Origin of the sequence: Acinetobacter sp. PW68, assembly GCF_020982655.1 — a bacterium.
In the GTDB taxonomy this organism is placed as follows: domain Bacteria; phylum Pseudomonadota; class Gammaproteobacteria; order Pseudomonadales; family Moraxellaceae; genus Acinetobacter; species Acinetobacter towneri_A.
In genome coordinates this window covers 754,262-774,605 of the sequence record NZ_JAHZSX010000001.1, presented here as the reverse complement: position 1 = coordinate 774,605, position 20,344 = coordinate 754,262, and the positions used below count along the sequence as shown (strand labels likewise).

The window sequence follows — 20,344 nt, the reverse complement described above, 5'->3', positions numbered from 1 at the left end:
TTTTATATCCTACATACAACTTTATTTTCAGGTTATTAAAGCGTTTGTTCCTTCTGCTGTCATTGACTCTATTTTGTCTATTCTGTGTGAATGATGCCAAATTCAGCAGCATAGGTTTCATGACTATAAATAATTAAATAATGCCCACATAATTCAATTTTGGCATAAAAATGTTCTGCGCCATCATCTAGTCCTGTGGCACACCATGTCGTCCCTTTAGGAAAATTATCTAACCACTGGGCTTGGTAAAAATCTGCAATCGAATCAAATTGTAAATAACGCTCAGGATACGCCAAAATATCCATTGCCAATAAATCAAATTGTTTAAGCTGCGCCTGTTTAAAATCAATCAGATTACTCATCGCTACACACCATCACAGCGCAGAATGTACTGTATGTTGTTGACGGATTTTATACCATTCGCGCCAGCCCAAATAAGCCAGCACCACAAAGCCTGCATATAACACAGCCGTTAGCAGCAACTCTTTGTAAATAAACATGCCGATATACACTAGATCGACCACAATCCATAACACCCATGTTGCCAAGTATTTACGACTGGTCCAATAGGTTGCCAATAGACTCATGGCGGCCAGTTGTGCATCCAATAAAGGCAGTGAAGCTTGCGTCCACCACTTTAAAATCAGCCCAAACAATAAACCAAGTAAGCTACACAGTGCAATTTGCAGCCACATTTTAGAGAGTGGCAAGCTCTGAATGACGATATGTTGTTTTTGCTGCTGTGCAGTTTTCCACTGCAAAAAACCATAAACAGCCATGCCCATAAATAGGGTTTGTAATACCGTTTCGCCATACAATTGATATTCAAAGAACAAATAGGCATACAGCAAACAGGCAATAAAATTCACCCCCCAGCAAGCAATATGTCGCTTAATGGTTAATGTCACGCCTAAAACACTAATCAACACAGCAATGATTTCTAGAACCGACATTGTTGCTGCCTATGTAAAAGAAAAAGGCATGATACCTCTTTTCGGGAAAATAGCGCAAAACTCAACATTTAACCAAACGCTTAACTGATTAGAAGATGCTGCAATTCATTTAAAAAAACTTCTCTAAACCATAAATAGAAAATCAGGTATGGAAATTAATCTGCTTTAAATTGCTCTGAATTATTGTATTTATGCTCTCGTCCAAAACGGTCTACATGGGTAATATAAACTCCGTATTTGCCGACATAATATTCAAGGGATTGCTCGCAAAAGCTCCAGTAAATCGACCATTCACCCAAGTCTAACTGACGAATTTGCGTATGCGCTTTGGCAGGCATTTTATTCAGCACTTCTTGTTGAATGGTTTCGGCATCTTCAGGGTCATGACTAGATACTTTTAAGCTTAAAAATATTTCTGCGATATCATCAAATAATTGCTGTTCGTATTCGGCAACTTCTTCCACCACCTCTTCTACAGGGCGCGGTGCTTTGTGGGTAATCGGGTCTTCGACAATATTGGCAATATCTTGACAGCTTTGCTGAAAAGTACGATTTATTTTTATTTTGAACCAGACTTTCCAGACTGCATAAACAGCAATCAACAACAAAATCCATAACAATAGTTTTGCCATCTTGGTCTTCGCTCTTATTTCAGGCGTTTCAATAAAGTATAACTATTTCAGAACATAGCGTCTATTCACTGCTACACGATTCAACGCTTAAGCTTTAACAGATCAATCAGCCTGCATCGCCAAAAAGCGCAGTATTTAATTACATAATGATACTGAATGCCTCAAAATTAGGACTTGTGCTGTTATATAACGCAGCAAAACACAACAATTTTCTGCTATTTCTTTAAACGCTTTTCACTTCCAATAGAGCCTTGTTTTATCTATCACACTAAGCCTAGATGATTAGAGCTGCACAAATTCAAGATGTCACCAATTTGGTTGCGGTATTACATGCCAGTATTCGCTCTTGTATTCAAGATCATCAACGTAATGAAGCCAAAATTCAGGCATGGCTAGAAAATAAAAGCTACGAAAATATTTTAATGCTGCTGCATTACAACAATTGTTGGGTCTATGTCTTACAGCATGTGGTAGTCGGCTTTATTATGATGAGTGATCACGGGCAAATTTTACAACATGCCATTGCACCCGAAATGCAACAACGCGGTATTGGTCAAGCCTTATTATTTGAAGCAATAAGCGAGTTACAGCGCAAAAATGTATCGCACATGAGTGTATTTAGCACGCAGACCGCTTTAAGTTTTTATGAAAAAAATGGTTTTGAAGTACAACCACAAAAAATTAGTTATGGGCATAGAGATGGTCCCACTTGTTTGAACAACTAAAAGCTTATTTATAAGTGATATTCTGCTCTAGTTAAGCTACCTTATTTTGTTGTGGTAGCTGGTCATAGTAAAACTCATCTGGAGTCATTTTGTCCAGACTCGAATGAGGTCGTTTCAAATTATAAAATTCAAAATAGGCATTTAATTGCTTTTTCGCATCAAAAACATTGCTGTAGGCTTTGAGATAAACCTCCTCGTATTTAACGCTCCGCCATAATCGTTCAATCATCACATTATCAACCCAACGACCTTTACCATCCATGCTGATTTGGATGTCATTTGATTTTAACACTTCAATAAATGCATCACTGGTAAATTGACTGCCTTGGTCTGTATTAAAGATTTCAGGTCGGCCATATTTTTCAATAGCTTCATTTAATGTTTCTATACAAAATGCAACCTCCATACTAATCGATACGCTATGGGCAAGCACCTTACGGCTGTGCCAATCAATCACAGCACATAAGTAGACAAAGCCTTTTGCCATAGGGATATACGTTATATCCGTTGCCCACACTTGATTACTCCGTTGAATATTCAATCCTTTGAGCAGATATGGATATTTACGGTGAGCTTGATTGGCCTGACTTAGATTTGGTTTACGATATAACGCATTAATGCCCATTTTCTTCATTAAAGTACGTGTATGACGTCGTCCTATATGATGTCCTTGACGGTTCAATAAATCACGCATCATACGGCTACCTGCAAAAGGGTATTGCATATGTAATTCATCAATACAGCGCATCAGCTTCAGATCTGATGCACTCACAGGTTTTGGGCGATAGTAATAACAACCACGGGAGACTTTCAGTAGCTTAGCTTGCTTAGATACTGAAATCTGAAGTGAGTCGTCGATTAACTTTTGTGGTTGAAGCGGCCCAGTTTCTTCAACACACCTTCTAAAAAATCAATTTCTAATGCCTGCTCACCGATTTTTGCATGTAGTTTCTTTAGATCAATGGGCGGTTCTGCTGGAGCTTTTGATTGATCGAAGGCTTGCGAGGAAGCTGAAAGCAATTGATTTTTCCAGTCGATAATTTGGTTTTGATGAACATCAAATTCAGCACTCAATTCAGCAAGTGTTTTTTCTGCTTTAATCGCAGCAAGCGCTACCTTAGCTTTAAAGTCATTTGAATGATTTCTTCTTGGTCTACGTGCCATAAAATACTCCATATATCGATGTTTATAACATCATTTGGGGAGCAAAATATCACTTATAGGAGTTGTTCAAATTTACGGAGCCATCTCTCATTTCACACCCATGCTCAAACATCTCAATAGCGAACCCGTAGAGTACACTTAAAAACCAACTTTCCAATATAATAAGCGCGCATAAAAAACCGCTTTCAGATGAAAGCGGTTTTTTATTGTATGCGGATTCGATTTTATAAACGTATCTAATTTTACAAACGAACTAGGGCAATTATTTTTTCTGCAAGTTCTTCAGCACTGATCGCAGTCAACTCTGCATCTGCGCCACTGTTTACATCGCTAATCACCACAATGCCTGTTTCGCGCAGTAGTGCAACCTGCGCAGCATCTAAACCTGCTTTGGCAATGGCAACAATACCCTGCTGAATCAGCAAACTTTCAAGCGCTTGCGCCTGTTCAAGTGCTTGGCTTGGTACACATACCGCTGCAGGTTTTTGACCTAAACGTGCAGCACGGTCTTCTGCTGTGACTACTGCATTGTGTGCAGACCATTCTACACAAGCTTCAACCATACCTGCGCCAATGGTCACGTTATTTAAACGGTCAATGAAAATAAACGAACCTGTATAACGACTATCTTGATAACGGTCAAATACTACAGGCGCATCAAATTCGATGGTGACATTGGCAATTGCATTCAGTTCAAGCTGTTCAACCTGTACCTGTTCCAAAGTATTTACGTTGGTGCGGTAATGAATGGCTGTGACTTTCGCAGGAACGGTTTGTGTACCCACTTTTAAGTTATATAACTTGCCAATAGATAGTGGCTGATCAGCCATCCACACCACAGTGGCATTTACAGCTCGTGAAATTTCAGGGCGTGCCTGATCTTCACGCACCAACACATTACCACGTGAAATATCAATTTCATCGTTCAGTGTTAGGGTAACGGCTTGACCTGCAATTGCATGTTCAAGATTGCCATCAAAAGTCACAATCTCTTTAACTGTCGAGCTTTTCCCTGAGGGCAATGCCACAATGCGGTCACCCACATGAATATCACCCAAAGCAATCGTACCGCAAAAACCACGGAAGTCGAGGTTTGGACGGTTGACATACTGCACTGGGAAACGGAAATCATTTTGAGCCGATTTACGGTTAATTTCTACCGACTCCAATGTTCCCATTAACGTATCGCCAGTGTACCAAGGCGTATGCTCAGACTTGTTCACTACGTTATCGCCGTTTAAGGCTGAAATTGGAGTGAAAATAATATTCGCTGGTTTACGATCACCCAATTGATTCACAAAGTTCGCATATTCCGCCTGAATTTCGTTGAATCGTGCTTCGGAATAATCCACCAAATCCATTTTATTGATGGCCACCACAATATTGTTTATGCCCAATAAACTAGAAATATAGGTATGACGACGGGTTTGCGTTTGTACACCATAACGTGCATCAATCAAAATAATCGCCAAGTCACAGGTCGATGCACCTGTGGCCATGTTACGTGTATATTGCTCATGCCCTGGCGTATCGGCAATGATGAACTTACGCTTTTCGGTAGAGAAATAACGATAAGCCACATCAATGGTAATGCCCTGCTCACGCTCAGCTTGCAAACCATCCACCAATAAAGCCAAGTCAGGTGCATCGCCCGTAGTGCCGACTTTTTTCGAGTCACGAGTCACCGCTTGTAACTGATCTTCATAAATCAATTTTGAGTCATACAATAAACGACCAATTAATGTCGATTTACCATCATCTACGTTTCCGCAAGTTAGAAAGCGCAGTAGATCTTTGTTTTCGTGCTGTTTTAAATACGCCAAAATATCTTGGCTAATTAAATTCGATTGATGAGACATTGCTCAAAGCTCCGCATATTCTTTAGAAATCGGTTTTTAATCCTTAATCTCTCTAAATCTAACTGGATAAAAGGGAGGCTTGGCTCCGCTTTTTATAAATCCCTCTTTATAAAAAGAGTTTTAAGAAATTCTAGAGGAGAGATTAGAAGTAACCTTCTTGCTTTTTCTTTTCCATTGAGCCAGCTTCATCGTGGTCAATCATACGACCCTGACGTTCTGAACTGGTTGCCAATAGCATTTCCTGAATAATTTCAGGCAAGGTATTCGCTTCTGACTCGACTGCACCCGTAAGCGGATAACAACCTAAAGTACGGAAACGTACAGATTTCATTTGAGGAACTTCACCTTCTAGCAGTGGCATACGTTCATCATCGACCATAATTAAAGTACCGCTACGTTCAACGACAGGACGTTTTGCAGCCAAATACAACGGTACTAATGGAATACTTTCGAGGTAAATGTATTGCCAAATATCCAATTCAGTCCAGTTAGACAATGGAAACACGCGGATGCTTTCGCCTTTATTGACCTTGCCGTTATACAAATTCCACAATTCAGGACGCTGATTTTTCGGGTCCCAACGGTGTTTTGCATCACGGAAAGAATAAACACGCTCTTTGGCACGTGATTTTTCTTCATCACGACGTGCACCACCAAATGCCGCATCAAAACCGTATTTGTCTAAAGCTTGTTTTAAGGCTTGGGTTTTCATGATGTCGGTATATTTAGAACTACCGTGGTCGAACGGGTTAATACCTGCTTCAACCCCTTCTTTATTCTGATGAACAATCAAGTCAAAACCGTGTTGTTTTGCCATGTTGTCACGGAAAGTGATCATATCTTTGAACTTCCAGCCCGTATCCACATGTAGCAGTGGAAATGGCAGTTTCGCTGGATAGAATGCTTTTAAAGCCAAATGCAACATTACCGCTGAATCTTTACCAATCGAATACAACATGACTGGATTTTCAAATTCGGCTGCAACTTCACGGATAATATGAATACTCTCAGCTTCAAGCTGCTTAAGATGAGTAAGTCTTTCCTGATTTATTGACATTGATCACACCGGATATACTTAAACTTGTGTACGAATAACACAGATAGAATTTGATTTTCATTATAGTGACTTAGTTATGCAAACTATTGCTTGTTTTATTATATTTATATGCAAAAAGCTCATATAAAAGAAAACCAATAAGTAATATAAGCTTTATTTAATCAATAGTTTATTCTGTTACCCATTAAAGTTTAAGGTCATTTTCGCTGCGTTTAATACACATCAATCACGCTAAAGTTGCTCTTTTTTAAATAACTTACTAGATTATTCATCTAATTTAACGCGTCAAGCATGAACAAGAAATGCTTAAAGTAAAACATATTTTTATTTTAGGATGCTCCCATGTCACAGATTAAACAGATCAAATCCAAACTTGAACAGACGCAACTGGCTGGTTTTTTGTATCAGCACAGTCCTGAACTACTCGTCCTGCAAGCACCTTTAAACGATGATACTTCAATGCTGAATATTTTTGTGCAGCATCAACACAGTGCAGATCAAATACGGCTGCCATTTGGATTAGGTTGTCGTGATCATCAACTTTCGGTTTTTTTATTGGCGTAACATAGCAATCAAGACCACAGCTATGAAATTGGCGGGGATCATCTAAAAGCCGAAGAAAAAACCTTTACTGAATGTATGCAATCTATAAATATACTAAAGGTTTTTATTTGGTAGATGCCCCTATAAATACAAGCACGACAGAATTGTATCAGTCGATTGAAACACAATTATTCGCGCAAGAAAAATTATATTTCTTAAACACGACTATTTAAACTAACCCAAGGGATGCACAAGTGGCTTGGCTAAATTAAAAATGCAGCATGATTTATGGCTCGCAAGCCAACGCCAGCGACCTATGATCAAAAAATTGGTGGCAAGTGTTTAATTCTTAAGTTGCAACAAAAAAACAACCTGCATTTCTGCAGGTTATTTTTTTATGTAATCAACAATGCGCTAAAACTTAGTTTTTATGACGCATGTGTGGGAATAAAATCACATCACGGATACTTGCAGCATTGGCAAACAACATGACCAAACGGTCAATCCCGATGCCTTCACCAGCAGTTGGAGGTAAGCCGTATTCCAAAGCTTCAACGAAGTCTGCATCGTAATGCATCGCTTCATCATCGCCTGCGTCTTTTTCTGCAACCTGTGCTTGGAAACGCTCAGCTTGGTCAATCGGGTCATTTAATTCCGAGAAACCATTCGCCAATTCACGACCACCAATAAAGAACTCAAAACGGTCAGTAATGTGTGGATTATCGTCATTACGACGTGCTAAAGGTGACGTTTCTGCAGGATATTCTGTAATGAAAGTCGGCTGACGCAATTGAGTTTCTACAGTTTCTTCAAACACTATCGTTTGTAGTTTGCCCAAACCAAAACCTGGTTTCACCTGTTCTTTCAATTCTTCCTGCACAAATTTAGCCAAGAAATCACGGTCATTGACATTTTCTGGCGTGAATTGTGGATTATGCTCAAGAATGGCATCAAACATCGAAATTTTCTTGAATGGACCTTTGAAGCTATACACTTCATCGCCATACGGTACATCGGTAGTGCCCAAAATATCCAAAGCCAATTTTTCTAGCATTTGCTCTGTCAATGCCATTAAATCTTTATAGTCGGCATAAGCTTGGTAGAATTCGATCATGGTAAATTCAGGGTTATGACGTGTAGACACCCCTTCATTACGGAAGTTACGGTTAATTTCAAACACACGTTCAAAACCACCCACCACTAAACGCTTTAAATATAATTCAGGTGCAATACGCAAGAATAACGGCATATCTAAAGCATTATGATGCGTTTCAAATGGACGCGCAGATGCACCACCAGGAATCACATGCATCATTGGCGTTTCAACTTCCATAAAACGCTGTTCGGTTAAAAATGCACGAATACCCGATATGACTTTAGCACGAATTTCAAAGGTTTTACGGGTGTCTTCATTTACGATCAAGTCTAAATAACGCTTGCGGTATTTCGCTTCGGTATCGTTTAAACCATGATATTTGTCTGGTAATGGACGTAGAGATTTGGTCAACAATTCAAAATGTTCAATATGAACGTATAAATCGCCTTTGCCTGAACGACCAATATAGCCTTTCACTGCAATAATATCGCCCAAGTCGAGGCTCTTGATCGTATCTAAAGTTTCAGCACTAAGTTCTTTACGCGCCACGTACAACTGAATACGACCTGTCATGTCTTGAATGACGATGAATGAACCGCGGTTCAACATCACACGACCAGCCACAGACACATAAACTTTTTCGCCTGCTTCAATTTCTTCTTTAGAAACTTCTGCGAATTGTGCCTGCAAATCTCCTGCGTAGTTTTCACGCTTAAAAGTATTTGGCCAAGGGCTGCTTCCCTTCGCCTTCGCTTGTTCTTGAATTTGCTTTAACTTGGCATGACGCTGCGCAATTAAATCGTTTTCGGAAATAGTGGGTTCTGAAGTCGATTGAGCGTTATGTTGCGTCATCTCTGCCTCGAATAATTACTAAAAAAAGAAGTTCAATAGAATAGCAGATTTAGATGCGATTTCGTATGCCTTCTCTGACTCGGGCAATTTATTTTTTCAATTCCCCCTTGCTTTTGTGATTTTTTGTAGACTTAGACCAAAAGCTAACTTCTTTCTCAAATCAAGCGCACTACAATATTATTCAGAAATAGATGAAAAAGACCGTATTTTGCTGTTTTTTTAAACTTCGCGATGTATCAGTCTAAATATCTTATTTTCTACCCTCTTTATCTTAGGCTCAGTTTGTATCAAGATGCTTAACTTCGTGAATCTGGCAATGAATACATGTGCTTTAAAAGTCTTGTTTTTACATGGATTAGATTCCTCACGTGAGTCGACTAAATTCCATGCCATAGATGCAAAACAAAAATTTTGTATCGATGTCGATTATCGCAACTTAAATTATCAAACCGTTGCCGATTTTTATCACAATATCATCCAAAAAATTAAGCCTGAAATTTTGGTGGGACATAGTCTAGGTGGCTATTGGGCGCTCAAAATGTCATTGTCGCATCATATTCCGTGCGTGGTGGCAAATCCAAGTTTAGCTCCCACATTTCGCAATGATTATCCTGCAATTTCAGAAGTTGACTTGCAGCACGATATTCCACAATTGGCTTATTTAGAGTTGGGCGATGAAATTTTGGATATGCATGCCGCACAAGCATTTTTAGAAAACTATATGCAGACCTCTACTTTTGAGTCCGGGCATCATCGCTTATTACATCCAGAAAATATTAATTCTTGTATTCAACAAATTGAGCAAGCTTATTTGGGCAAATAGTTTTTCCATAAACTTTTTCTAGCCATTGATTCCATAAAAAAAGCCTGATCACAACTATGGAGATCAGGCTTTTTTACAGCAGTTACAATAACTTAAAAGGATTAAGCCACTGCTTGTTCTGGTTTAGATTTATTGTCCAATACGGACCAAATATCTAAACCTAAATTTTTGTGTAAATCTGGTAAGTCTAGGAAAATGCTTGCACCTAAAACTTGATGCTTACATTTTTCTGCCAATTGTTTTACTGCTTTTAAAGTACCGCCAGTCGCCAATACGTCATCTACAATAATCACTTTTTGTGATTTTACATCGGCAGCCATTTCTAAACGGTCTAAACCGTATTCTAAGCTATACCCCACACCCACAACTGGTGGTGGCAATTTACCTGCTTTACGTACAAGTACCAAACCTTTGCCTGTACGCTGTGCTAAAAGGCTCGCCAATACAAAACCACGCGCTTCTACTGCAATAAAGCTTTCAACTTCAGCTAATTTTTCTGCAGGAATGTTGGCAATTAAAGCATCTGTTAATGAATCCAAATTATTCATGAACAAAGGCGTTAAATCATAAAAATCTACGCCTGGTTTTGGGAAATGAGGAACTGTACGAATATGCGACCACAAAAAAGTAGACAAATTGCTCATGGAAGATCAGAAATGTGACTAAAGAATGGTTGAATTTTACCGTTTATTTTCACACAAGGCTAGTGATCGAATCGGCAAGACCGCCTTCAATCACGCGCCCTAATATTATAAGATTTTGATTTTTATAAACTTAAATATAATTAAAAAATTAATATATATTTGTTCGATCATAAAATAGCAAAAATATAAGATTCTTACTCTACGACCAAGGTCTTAAAGATTGGTTATAGGCATAAAAGGTGATTTTTTCCTGCAGTCTTGCTCTCATTACAGTAAGGTATCTCTCTCAAAACAGGTTTTTTTTGTATAGTTTTGTCCCATGCGACTATTCATTCTATAAAAGCACAGATTAAAATCGCTTATTGACTTTACTTTAGCCTTATAACTGCGTAAAAACTTAATCAAATAGAGATATCATACAACTAGTTGTAGATAAGTTTTTTGCTGATCTGGAAATTTATAGGTCGGTTTATGGAGAATGGAATGAAAAAGTATCAATGCATCGTTTGTGGATGGATTTATGACGAAGCAGAAGGCTGGCCTCAAGATGGTATTGTGGCAGGTACATTATGGGAAGATATTCCTGATGATTGGACTTGCCCAGACTGCGGCGTTTCAAAAGCTGATTTTGAAATGATTGAAATCTAAGACCACGAAAAGACCATGTCCGATGGTCTTTTTTTAACGCCAACTTCTATGCCCTTATTATTTGGAGTACACCTTAATGCATCCCATCGTTATTATTGGTTCAGGCATGGCAGGTTATACAGTTGCACGCGAGTTTCGTAAGCTAAATGCAGAACAAGCCTTAATCATGATTAGTGCAGATGATGCTGCCAATTATGCCAAACCAACTTTATCTAACGCCTTGGCGGGCAATAAAGCACCAGCTCAAATTGCATTGGGCGATGCCGCAAAAATGGCAAGCCAACTCAATATGCGTATTGAAACCCACACTTGGGTGAAAGCAATTGATGCAGAGGCGCATGTACTTGAATTAGAAAAAGAGGGAGTGAGCAGTCAACAACCTTATTCTAAATTGGTTTTGGCAGTGGGTGCGAGTCCTATGCGTTTAGCAATTGCGGGCGATGGCAGTGATGATATTCATGTGGTAAATAATTTAAGTGATTACACTGCATTTCGCCAACAGCTTGAACAACGTCAAGATAAACGTGTGGTGATTTTAGGTGCGGGTTTGATTGGTTGTGAATTTGCTAATGACTTGCAACAAACAGGACACCAAGTCACGGTGATTGATCTTGCACAACAACCGCTAGCTCGTTTATTGCCAGATTATGTAGCAAATGCTTTTAAGCAAAACCTAGAAGAAACGGGCATCCATTTTGTATTAGGTACAACCGTTGAAAAAGTTTCAAAAATAAAAAATGACGACTATTTAGTGACGATTACCAGTGGCCAGTCTTTAATTGCCGATGTCGTGCTGTCTGCAATTGGTTTACAACCAAATATTGCTTTGGCTAAAACAGCAGGCATTGAAACCAGTCGTGGCGTACTCACCAATGCACAACTTGAAACCAGCCAAGCAGATATTTATGCAGTGGGTGATTGTGCGGAAGTGAATGGTATTTTATTGCCCTATGTCATGCCAATCATGCAGCAAGCACGCGCCTTAGCCAAAACCTTAAATGGTGAAACCACTCAGGTACACTACCCTGCCATGCCTGTTGCAGTGAAAACACCAGCTGCACCACTGACCGTTTTACCTGCGCCACTTGGGGTAGATGTTAATTGGCATACCGAAGAATTTGACGATGGCATGATTGTAAGAGCCTATGACCAAACCGATACCTTACGTGGCTTTGTCCTATTAGGTGCAACTGCGGCTAAACAACGCTTGAGTTTGACCAAATTAGTGCCAGACTTATTGCCTGTATCGGAATAAAATAAAAACAATAAAGGGCGATTGATTTCGCCTTTACCTGACATGAGGATCACAACATGAATAGTGCACTTCAGTTCCACACTTCGCCCTATACGGCATTTATGCACGAAACTAAAGTCGATTTAGGCAACGGCATTCAGTTGCATGTCGAAGTGGGCGGAAAAACTGAAGATCCACCTATTTTACTGATTATGGGTTTGGGCGCACAAATGTTGTACTGGCCCGATTTCTTTTGTAAATCACTGATTGATCAAGGTTATCGGGTGATTCGCTATGACAACCGTGATATTGGTTTATCATCCAAAGTTCGGCACAAAGGTCCTCGTCTGAACACCTATAAAATGATGGGGCGTTTCAGCTTAGGTTTGCAAAACCACGGTGCACCTTATAACTTGTTTGATATGGCAGATGATGCTGCATTACTATTAGAGCGCTTAGGCATTGAAAAGACCGAGGTGATTGGTGCATCTATGGGCGGCATGATTGCACAAATTTTGGCAGCCAAATATGCAGATCGCGTGAGTAATTTAGGTTTATTATTTACCAGTAATAACCAGCCTTTTTTACCACCACCATTTCCAAAACAACTGTTCAGCTTACTAGAAAGACCAAAATCGCAAGATGAAAATAGCATCGTTGATCATAGTTTAAAACTCTTTAAGGTGATAGGCTCACCAGGTCATGTAAATCAACTCGAAGCGATGCAAACTGCACGCAAATTATATCAGCGAAGTTATTATCCTGCGGGTGTACTTCAACAGTTTTTAGCAATATTATGTACAGGCTCGTTGCTACATCTGGACAAACAAATTCAGCAACCTACCCTAGTGGTACATGGTTCGCAAGATCGTTTGCTCCCACCAGGGCATGGTAAGGCTGTTGCGAAAGCGATTCCGGGCGCTAAGTTTGAATTAATCAAAGGAATGGGGCATGATATCCCTCCACACTTTATTCCTCATCTTAGTGAACTGTTTGCTCACCACTTTAAATCATAATCATTAGGACACTATGGCTGCATTACCATCTTTAAGACAGCTGTCATACCTCGTTACACTGTCTGAAACGTTACATTTTACAGAAGCGGCTCGCCGTTCTTTTGTAACTCAGTCGACTTTGTCTGGCGGGATCATGGAACTAGAGCGCCTGCTTGGCGGTGTACTGGTAGAACGTGATCGACAGAATGTACGTTTAACCCCATTGGGTGAACAAGTCGTTGCACGCGCGCGGGTTCTGTTAGCAGATGCACAGGATTTAATGCGTTTAAGCCGTGAAATGAGTGAGCCTCTCACAGGTGATTTACACCTAGGCGTGATTCCAACCATTGCCCCATTTATTTTGGCGCAACTGTTAGACGAAGTGCATCAGCAGCTACCTAAAATTCACTTGCATTTACACGAAGCTCAAAGTGAAAAAATTGTCGAAAAATTGGAACACGGCAGTTTAGATATGGTTGTGTTAGCCCTGCCATTCGATACGCGTGGCTTGAAAGTCGCAGAGATTTCTAAAGAAGATTTGTTCTTGGTTTCTCACAAAGGCGATCATCAATCGGCGCAGGCTCACTCTTTAGATGATTTGGATTTATCACGTTTAATGCTACTTGAAGAAGGTCATTGCTTACGTGATCATACTTTAAGTGCTTGCCCAATTGGTGAGCGTAAAAACGATCAACGTTTAAAAGCCAGCTCTTTGCCAACCTTGGTTGAAATGGTCTCTGCAAATTTGGGCTTTACTCTATTGCCTGAAATTGCAATTCATAATGCCATGATCAAATCGAATCCAGATATACAGATCAAAAGTATTGAGGCTGCACCAAGCCGTACTCTGGCTTTGGTGACGCGTAAAAGTACACCACTACAAAGTGAATTTGATGTTTTGCTACAGATTTTACAAAAGATCACTCAAAACACAGACTAAATTTAGACACACCAACCTACTTTTCATTAAGGAGCCAACTAGGCCACTGCTGTCCCATAGTTTGCTTTAAATAAAAAAACCTGAGTCCTAACAGTTAAAATATGAGTGCAAACAAACACTTTAACGACCAGGATTCAGGTTTTGTCCCATCAGAATACCGTATTTCATGAGCTAATTAAACCTGTTGTGCGACAGGATTTTGAACAACTTGCTAAAGTACACCATGTTGGACAGAAATTTAGAGCGGCTTCCCGGTGGGATCAGTTTATTGCCATATTGATGTCTCAATTCTCTTGTAGGCAAAGTCTGAGAGATATTCAATCCAATTTGGAGTGCCAACAGGAAAAGCTAAGTCATCTCGGAGCAAAGTCTATTCCCCGAAGCACGCTGGCACGAATCAATGAGCAGCAGCCTGCTGCCTTGTATCAACAGCTATTTTACAAGTTGCTTAAATACTATGAACACTCAAAAGTAGCTCATAAATTTCGCTTTAAGAATCCCTTGTATTCCTTGGATGCCAGTCATATTGACCTGTCGCTTTCCTTATGTGAATGGGCCAAAGTTCACGACTCAAAAGCCAGCATGAAACTCAGTATAGGATTGAATCACAGCAATGATATTCCTGAGTTTGTTGCAGTTGAAAATGGCAAAGAAAATGACATGGTACAAGGCCGCAAATTCCAGTTTCCTGCTGGCAGCATTGTAGTTTTTGATAAAGGCTATGTCGATTACCAATGGTATGCAAATCTGACTGCTCAAAACATTGGATTTGTCACACGTTTTAGGCCTAAATCTGTGTATCAGGTGATCCAGCAACATCCAGTGCTTGAATCCAAAGGTATTCTAAAAGATGAAACCATTCAGCTGAATAGCGCACATGCCCTAAAAAGAAAAGCCCCAGTGTTAAGAAGAATTGAATATAGAGATCAGCAAAGTGGCAAGCACTTTAGCTTTCTCAGCAATAACTTTCATTTAGCCGCCTCCACCATTGCGGCGATTTATAAAGATCGTTGGAAAGTTGAGCTGTTCTTTAAGGCGATTAAGCAGAATCTCAAATTAAAAGCGTTTCTAGGCCGCAGCAGGAACGCAATTCAGACACAAATCTGGATTGCGATGATCGCCTATTTATTGGTGAGTTTCGCTCAACATTTAGGAAAAACAGGTTGGACAGTTCAACGTTTACTCAGAATAATTCAAGTGAACTTGTTTGAAAGAAGAACTTTAAAAGCTTTATTTTCACCCGATAAAATACCCATAAAACAAGAGGAAGCTCATTTGAGCTTCCTCTTGTGAAAAATTGTGGGACAGCAATGCCAACTAGGCTCCTTTTTATTTTCGTTCAAAAAATCCTTATATTTTTGCAATTCAATATGTTGAAGTGATTTATGAATATAAATAAGTTCCAATATGTGCTCTTAAACACAAATTTAACATTTCATTGTTCATACTAACTAAAATAAAAAGCAGTCTCGAGTAAGCTTACTCACATTTTCAAAACGATAAAAAGTACCTAACAACAAATACTTAGATTTACTCTTTTCATATAATAATCACTATATCTAAGGGTATTCAGTTACAGTAATAACACGCACAATCTATTTATCAAAATTATTTATAGAACAGCACAGGAGTATTTGACATGATTCACAGAGATCTCATTTTACCTGTACCCGTTCTGCTGATTGATGATCAGATGGAAGCATCAGAAAATTTAAGCCATATTTTACAAAATTTTGGCTACCCTAAAGAGGTGTTACTTTGCAGCCCATCGCTCACAAATGCAGTGTTGATGGTGCAGCAACATTTACCTAATTTGGTATTTATCAATTTACAGTCTTGGTCAAAAGCACAAATTGATTTTATTCAAAATCTCAAACATTTCCGTAAAGACACCTTAATTGTGGCGGTGCTGCCTTCAAGTATGCCCAAACAATTGCTACAAGCTATTCATTTAGGCATTTCAGCCTATGTCTTTAGCGACCAATCTGCGACAGGCATGCAAAACCAGATTCGCACCATTTTACGTGGCGGATCACCGCTAGATGGTAACTTAGCCAATGAAATTTTAGCCTGCGAACAATCCATTGTCGCACATGGTCATTCTTTGGCACTCTCTAAAACTGAACATGAAATATTGGCGCTTTCAGGACAAGGTTTACCCTCACAGCAGGTTGCTGCCAACCTGAATGCTTCCGAACAACTGGTGCATGCTTATGTAAAAAGTATTTATCGGAAAATTATGACTGCGGATGATGCGATGGGCTGTTTTTCTTAAATTATTGATTAATATAAAAGATAAATCAAAAAACATAAGTATTAAATAAGCATCAAATGAATATTGGAAACGAAAAAGAGCGATGTCTAGCATCGCTCTTTATCCTGCTATACAAGTTTTAAACTAAATAATACTCTCGGTAAGGATTCGCTGCGCATTATGCGGCTCTTCACCATCAGCCGCTTTTACACGCACCCAAGATCCATCGCCCTGCAACAGCCATGCCTGTTGATTATCTTGCATATAGGTCAATAAGCCCTGCTCATAAATCCGCTTTTTCAAGGCTGGATCTTCAATTGGAAAACACGCTTCAACGCGGTTAAATAAGTTACGATCCATCCAGTCTGCACTTGAACAATAAATACGCGGATTGCCGTTATTAGAGAAATAATAAACACGGGTATGCTCAAGGAAACGCCCTACTATCGAACGCACACGAATATTTTCCGATAAGCCTGGCAAACCTGGACGCAAGCAGCAAATTGAACGGATAATAAGATCAATTTGCACACCTGCCTGAGAAGCCTCATACAATTTATTGATCAATTGCATCTCAGTCAGTGCATTCACTTTCACAATAATTTGCGCTGGCTTGCCTGCTTTGGCATTGGCAATTTCTTCATCAATATAATTGACCAACTGCGCGTGCAGGGTAAATGGTGCATGCAATAACTTTTTCAGTTTTGCCATTTTGCCCATGCCTGTCAGCTCTTGGAAAATACGATGCACATCTTCACATAGCTCTTTATCTGTGGTCAGTAAACCATAGTCGGTGTAAATACGCGCATTGCCTGCGTGGTAGTTACCTGTGCCTAAATGCACGTAACGCACCAATTTATTATTTTCACGGCGCACCACCAAAATCATTTTGGCGTGGGTTTTGTAACCCACAATACCGTACACCACTACAGCGCCCGCTTCTTGCAACACGTTAGCCACAGCAATGTTAGATTCTTCATCAAAACGTGCGCGCAGTTCAATTACCGCAGTCACTTCTTTACCGTTGCGTGCAGCTTCTGCAAGCACTTGCACAATTTCAGAATCTGCGCCACTGCGATATAAAGTTTGTTTTATTGCCAAGACTTGTGGATCACGTGCAGCTTCACGCAGCAAGTTAATCACAGGAGCAAAAGATTCAAACGGATGGTGCAATAAAATGTCTTGTTTTTGCATTGCTGAAAAAATATTTTCAGACTTTTTCAACACCTTTGGAATGGCGGGTGTATGTGAATCATAACGTAAATGCGGACGCTTAAAATTTGACAATAAACGTGCCAAGTTGACTGGACCATCGACTTTATAAAGTTGTTCTTCTTCAAGATCAAATTCATCTAACAAATAATCATAAATGGCTTTAGGGCAGTTCTGCGTGACTTCCAAACGAACAGCACGACCAAAACGGCGTGAATTTAATTCGCCTTTTAGGGCTTTGGCTAAATCTTCTACATCTTCATTTAACGCCAAATCTGCATTACGGGTGACACGAAATTGATAACAACCTGTTGCGGTCATGCCTGGGAATAAGTCTGACACATGCTCGTGAATAATCGCAGAAAGCATGACGTGATGCTCTTTACCGCCTGTAAGTTCATCGGGTAAACGAACTACACGTGGTAATGAACGTGGTGCGGGAACAACCGCCAAATCAATTTGACGACCAAAAGCATCTTTTCCTTCCAAAGTCACAATAAAGTTGAGACTTTTATTGACCAACCGTGGGAATGGATGTGCAGGGTCTAGGCTAATTGGAGTTAATACAGGGGCAACTTGCTCTTGGAAATATTTTTTTACCCACGCCGATTGTGCAGGAGTTAATTCACCGCGACGTAAGAAACAAATGTCTTCTTCACGTAATTTTGGCAAAATTTCCTGATTTAAAATACGGTACTGACGTTCAATAGCAGCATGTGCTGTTTTAGAAATTTGATCTAACACTTGTTTAGGCGTTAAACCATCTGGAGTTCGGCTTTCATTGCCCAGGTCCAATTGTTCCATCATGCCTGCAACACGAATTTCAAAAAACTCATCCAAATTACGTGAAAAAATTAGCAGGAAGTTCATACGTTCCAACAAAGGATGCAACGGATCTACAGCTTGCTCAAGCACGCGCAAATGGAAATCTAAAATAGACAGTTCGCGGTTAATGTAGCGATCATTATATGTATATTCTGGTTGCGCAGGATTCGCGCCTGTTGCCGTATTCATACCCACCTATGCTTTTTTAAATGTTTGGCACTGCTACAAGTATGCTTCAATTTTGTGACATTTTCATAAAAAAAGCCTAAAAAATTAGGCTTTGTGAATGTATTCAGATTTATAGTATGTTTTCCCTCGATTCAGGGTATTTCCGCATAACGCATATAACGCTGTACCATCCGTTTACGGGCTTTTAACGCCCCCGCATTACGGTGTTCCTGAAAATATTTGGGATTAGTTAAAATTGCAGCCAAGAAAATCGCTTGGTCACGGCTTAAACTTTTTGCACTTTTGCCAAAATAATGCTGTGCCGCAGCTTCAGCACCATAAATATTATCGCCAAATTCTACCGAATTTAAATAAACTTCCAAAATTCGCTGCTTTGACCACATACGTTCCATCATCCAAGTGGCTACCACTTCTTGCCCTTTACGCAAAAAAGAGCGCTTGTTGTATAAAAATAAATTTTTAGACAACTGCTGCGAAATAGTCGATCCACCCGCAACAACTTTACCTTCGTCTTTGTTGCGCTCTAATGCAGTCTGAATACCTTCCCAGTCAAAGCCATGATGCTGCATAAATTTACCATCTTCTGCAGTCACTACAGCGCGTTTTAAGTTGTCGCTGATTTGGTCATAGTCACGCCATTGATGTTGAATAGGCTTGCTTGGTTCAGCCCAATAATCTAAACGCATCATCATGGTCGATTGCACAGGTTGCGTACGCCACCATGCCAAGCTGGTAAAAATCCACAATTGAACCAAAAGCACCACACTGACAAGAATTAACAAAGTTCGTATCAAAAAAGCTTTCATGTCAGTGCATTGCTCCTGAAGCGTGATTTTTTCGTGTTAAGCTTAGAATTATTGACAGCCTATTTAAGCCTATGTCCCAACATCCCCCGATTGCTGTACGGCATAAACCTGAAATTCATTTGTGGTGGTTTACCGCACTGCTGATTGCAGTCAATGTGGCTTTGTTTGCATGGCAAGTGTTCAACGGTATGAACATTAGCAATCCAAGCCCGCAAGATGCAATACGCTGGGGTGCTGATTATGCACCTTTAACCTTTTTGGCGGAACCCATTCGCCTGTTCAGCAGCATGTTTTTTCATTTCGGTTTAGTACATTTAATGTTAAATATGTGGGCTTTGTATATTTTTGGCAGCGTCAGTGAGCAGTTGTTTGGGCGTGCTTATTTTATAGTGTTATATGTTTGTGCAGGTTTAATGGGCAGCCTGCTCAGTGGCTATGTCAGCATTCAAGACAGTTATACCCTACTCGAGCAAGGCGTCGCCAATCCGAAACTGTTACCTAGCGTGGGTGCAGGTGCTTCAGGAGCGGTGATGGGACTTGGGGCTGCACTGACGGTATTGGCTTTATTGCCCCAATTACCGCGCCAAAAATTTCTGTTAGATGGCAAAACTTTAGTGATAGTGATGGCGCTGAACTTAGGCATGGGCTTTATGATCAGTGGCATTAATAATGCTGCACATATTGGTGGCATGCTCATGGGCGCAGCCATGACACTCATTTGGTACCTTGGACAACGCAGCAAACACCGTAACTTAGTGAACAGTTTTGCGATGCTCCTTGCACCATTGGGTTGTGCTGCATTTTACTGGTATTGCCATAAACTGCTTGCTCCAATTCAACCTCTTTGGCAAGAACTGCTTAGCATGATGCAACGCAGTCTGGGTTGAGCAATC

The 20,344-nt window shown here is 40.0% G+C and carries 20 protein-coding genes; 10 read left to right on the top strand and 10 right to left on the bottom strand.

What is annotated here, in order from left to right; translation table 11 throughout:
• Nucleotides 1-77 precede the first annotated feature (77 nt).
• The 3 genes from K1T76_RS03620 to K1T76_RS03610 all read right to left on the bottom strand — a co-directional run bounded on the left by K1T76_RS03620 (nt 78) and on the right by K1T76_RS03610 (nt 1,585).
• The gene (locus K1T76_RS03620; protein ID WP_230244093.1) at nt 78-362 is read right to left on the bottom strand and encodes a hypothetical protein; all 285 of its coding nucleotides are present in this window, start codon (nt 360-362) and stop codon (nt 78-80) included.
• Between the two features lie 12 nt (nt 363-374).
• Complete coding sequence (gene pnuC / locus K1T76_RS03615) at nt 375-953, bottom strand: nicotinamide riboside transporter PnuC (RefSeq protein WP_230244092.1); 579 nt, start codon at nt 951-953, stop codon at nt 375-377.
• Nucleotides 954-1,108: 155 nt separating this feature from the next.
• Entirely contained in the window at nt 1,109-1,585 is a 477-nt protein-coding gene (locus K1T76_RS03610; RefSeq protein WP_230244091.1) for a hypothetical protein, read from the bottom strand.
• 278 nt (nt 1,586-1,863) lie between these two features.
• Between K1T76_RS03610 and K1T76_RS03605 the strand changes: the two genes are divergently transcribed.
• Nucleotides 1,864-2,310: a GNAT family N-acetyltransferase gene (locus tag K1T76_RS03605; protein ID WP_230244090.1), complete on the top strand. Its 447-nt coding sequence runs from the start codon at nt 1,864-1,866 to the stop codon at nt 2,308-2,310.
• A gap of 31 nt (nt 2,311-2,341) precedes the next feature.
• On the opposite strand, the gene K1T76_RS03600 is transcribed toward K1T76_RS03605, so the two are convergent.
• The 3 genes from K1T76_RS03600 to cysD all read right to left on the bottom strand — a co-directional run bounded on the left by K1T76_RS03600 (nt 2,342) and on the right by cysD (nt 6,384).
• Nucleotides 2,342-3,474, bottom strand: a protein-coding gene (locus K1T76_RS03600) for an IS3 family transposase (protein WP_223287772.1) whose coding sequence is annotated in 2 segments (ribosomal slippage) — nt 2,342-3,222 and nt 3,222-3,474 — 1,134 coding nt in all. Because the reading frame shifts where the segments join, the coding sequence is not laid out codon by codon here.
• 242 nt (nt 3,475-3,716) lie between these two features.
• Nucleotides 3,717-5,333, bottom strand: a complete 1,617-nt coding sequence (cysN, locus tag K1T76_RS03595; RefSeq protein WP_070155315.1) for a sulfate adenylyltransferase subunit CysN — start codon at nt 5,331-5,333, stop codon at nt 3,717-3,719.
• 142 nt (nt 5,334-5,475) lie between these two features.
• The gene (gene cysD / locus K1T76_RS03590) at nt 5,476-6,384 is read right to left on the bottom strand and encodes a sulfate adenylyltransferase subunit CysD (RefSeq protein ID WP_171257443.1); all 909 of its coding nucleotides are present in this window, start codon (nt 6,382-6,384) and stop codon (nt 5,476-5,478) included.
• Nucleotides 6,385-6,732: 348 nt separating this feature from the next.
• Here cysD and K1T76_RS03585 point away from each other — a divergent pair, with 348 nt between their 5' ends.
• The gene (locus K1T76_RS03585) at nt 6,733-6,954 is read left to right on the top strand and encodes a hypothetical protein (protein WP_230244089.1); all 222 of its coding nucleotides are present in this window, start codon (nt 6,733-6,735) and stop codon (nt 6,952-6,954) included.
• 400 nt (nt 6,955-7,354) lie between these two features.
• Here K1T76_RS03585 and lysS read toward each other — a convergent pair whose 3' ends face one another.
• The gene (gene lysS, locus K1T76_RS03580) at nt 7,355-8,881 is read right to left on the bottom strand and encodes a lysine--tRNA ligase (RefSeq protein WP_070155311.1); all 1,527 of its coding nucleotides are present in this window, start codon (nt 8,879-8,881) and stop codon (nt 7,355-7,357) included.
• A 316-nt stretch (nt 8,882-9,197) separates the two neighbouring features.
• On the opposite strand from lysS, the gene K1T76_RS03575 reads away from it, so the two are divergent.
• Nucleotides 9,198-9,704 (top strand): YqiA/YcfP family alpha/beta fold hydrolase, encoded by a 507-nt coding sequence (locus K1T76_RS03575; RefSeq protein ID WP_230244088.1) that lies wholly within the window; start codon nt 9,198-9,200, stop codon nt 9,702-9,704.
• 101 nt (nt 9,705-9,805) lie between these two features.
• Here K1T76_RS03575 and K1T76_RS03570 read toward each other — a convergent pair whose 3' ends face one another.
• Complete coding sequence (locus K1T76_RS03570; RefSeq protein WP_230244087.1) at nt 9,806-10,348, bottom strand: adenine phosphoribosyltransferase; 543 nt, start codon at nt 10,346-10,348, stop codon at nt 9,806-9,808.
• Between the two features lie 483 nt (nt 10,349-10,831).
• Between K1T76_RS03570 and rubA the strand changes: the two genes are divergently transcribed.
• The 6 genes from rubA (at nt 10,832) to K1T76_RS03540 (ending at nt 16,440) form a co-directional block, all read left to right on the top strand.
• A complete protein-coding gene (gene rubA, locus K1T76_RS03565) occupies nt 10,832-10,996 on the top strand; it encodes a rubredoxin RubA (protein ID WP_070155307.1) in 165 nt (54 codons plus the stop codon).
• A 76-nt stretch (nt 10,997-11,072) separates the two neighbouring features.
• On the top strand, nt 11,073-12,251 hold the full coding sequence (locus K1T76_RS03560) for an FAD-dependent oxidoreductase (RefSeq protein WP_230244086.1): 1,179 nt from the start codon (nt 11,073-11,075) through the stop codon (nt 12,249-12,251).
• Between the two features lie 56 nt (nt 12,252-12,307).
• Entirely contained in the window at nt 12,308-13,246 is a 939-nt protein-coding gene (locus tag K1T76_RS03555) for an alpha/beta fold hydrolase (protein ID WP_230244085.1), read from the top strand.
• Between the two features lie 13 nt (nt 13,247-13,259).
• Nucleotides 13,260-14,165 (top strand): LysR family transcriptional regulator OxyR, encoded by a 906-nt coding sequence (oxyR, locus tag K1T76_RS03550; RefSeq protein ID WP_230244084.1) that lies wholly within the window; start codon nt 13,260-13,262, stop codon nt 14,163-14,165.
• A 141-nt stretch (nt 14,166-14,306) separates the two neighbouring features.
• A complete protein-coding gene (locus K1T76_RS03545) occupies nt 14,307-15,458 on the top strand; it encodes an IS4-like element ISAbe18 family transposase (protein WP_058951619.1) in 1,152 nt (383 codons plus the stop codon).
• Between the two features lie 346 nt (nt 15,459-15,804).
• Complete coding sequence (locus K1T76_RS03540) at nt 15,805-16,440, top strand: response regulator transcription factor (RefSeq protein ID WP_230244083.1); 636 nt, start codon at nt 15,805-15,807, stop codon at nt 16,438-16,440.
• A gap of 123 nt (nt 16,441-16,563) precedes the next feature.
• Here K1T76_RS03540 and ppk1 read toward each other — a convergent pair whose 3' ends face one another.
• On the bottom strand, nt 16,564-18,645 hold the full coding sequence (ppk1, locus tag K1T76_RS03535) for a polyphosphate kinase 1 (protein ID WP_230244082.1): 2,082 nt from the start codon (nt 18,643-18,645) through the stop codon (nt 16,564-16,566).
• Nucleotides 18,646-18,776: 131 nt separating this feature from the next.
• Nucleotides 18,777-19,451 (bottom strand): monofunctional biosynthetic peptidoglycan transglycosylase, encoded by a 675-nt coding sequence (gene mtgA, locus K1T76_RS03530; protein WP_230244081.1) that lies wholly within the window; start codon nt 19,449-19,451, stop codon nt 18,777-18,779.
• A gap of 71 nt (nt 19,452-19,522) precedes the next feature.
• Here mtgA and K1T76_RS03525 point away from each other — a divergent pair, with 71 nt between their 5' ends.
• Nucleotides 19,523-20,338 carry a rhomboid family intramembrane serine protease gene (locus K1T76_RS03525; protein WP_230244080.1) on the top strand — a complete coding sequence of 272 codons (816 nt, stop codon included), beginning with the start codon at nt 19,523-19,525 and terminating at the stop codon, nt 20,336-20,338.
• Nucleotides 20,339-20,344: the final 6 nt, after the last annotated feature.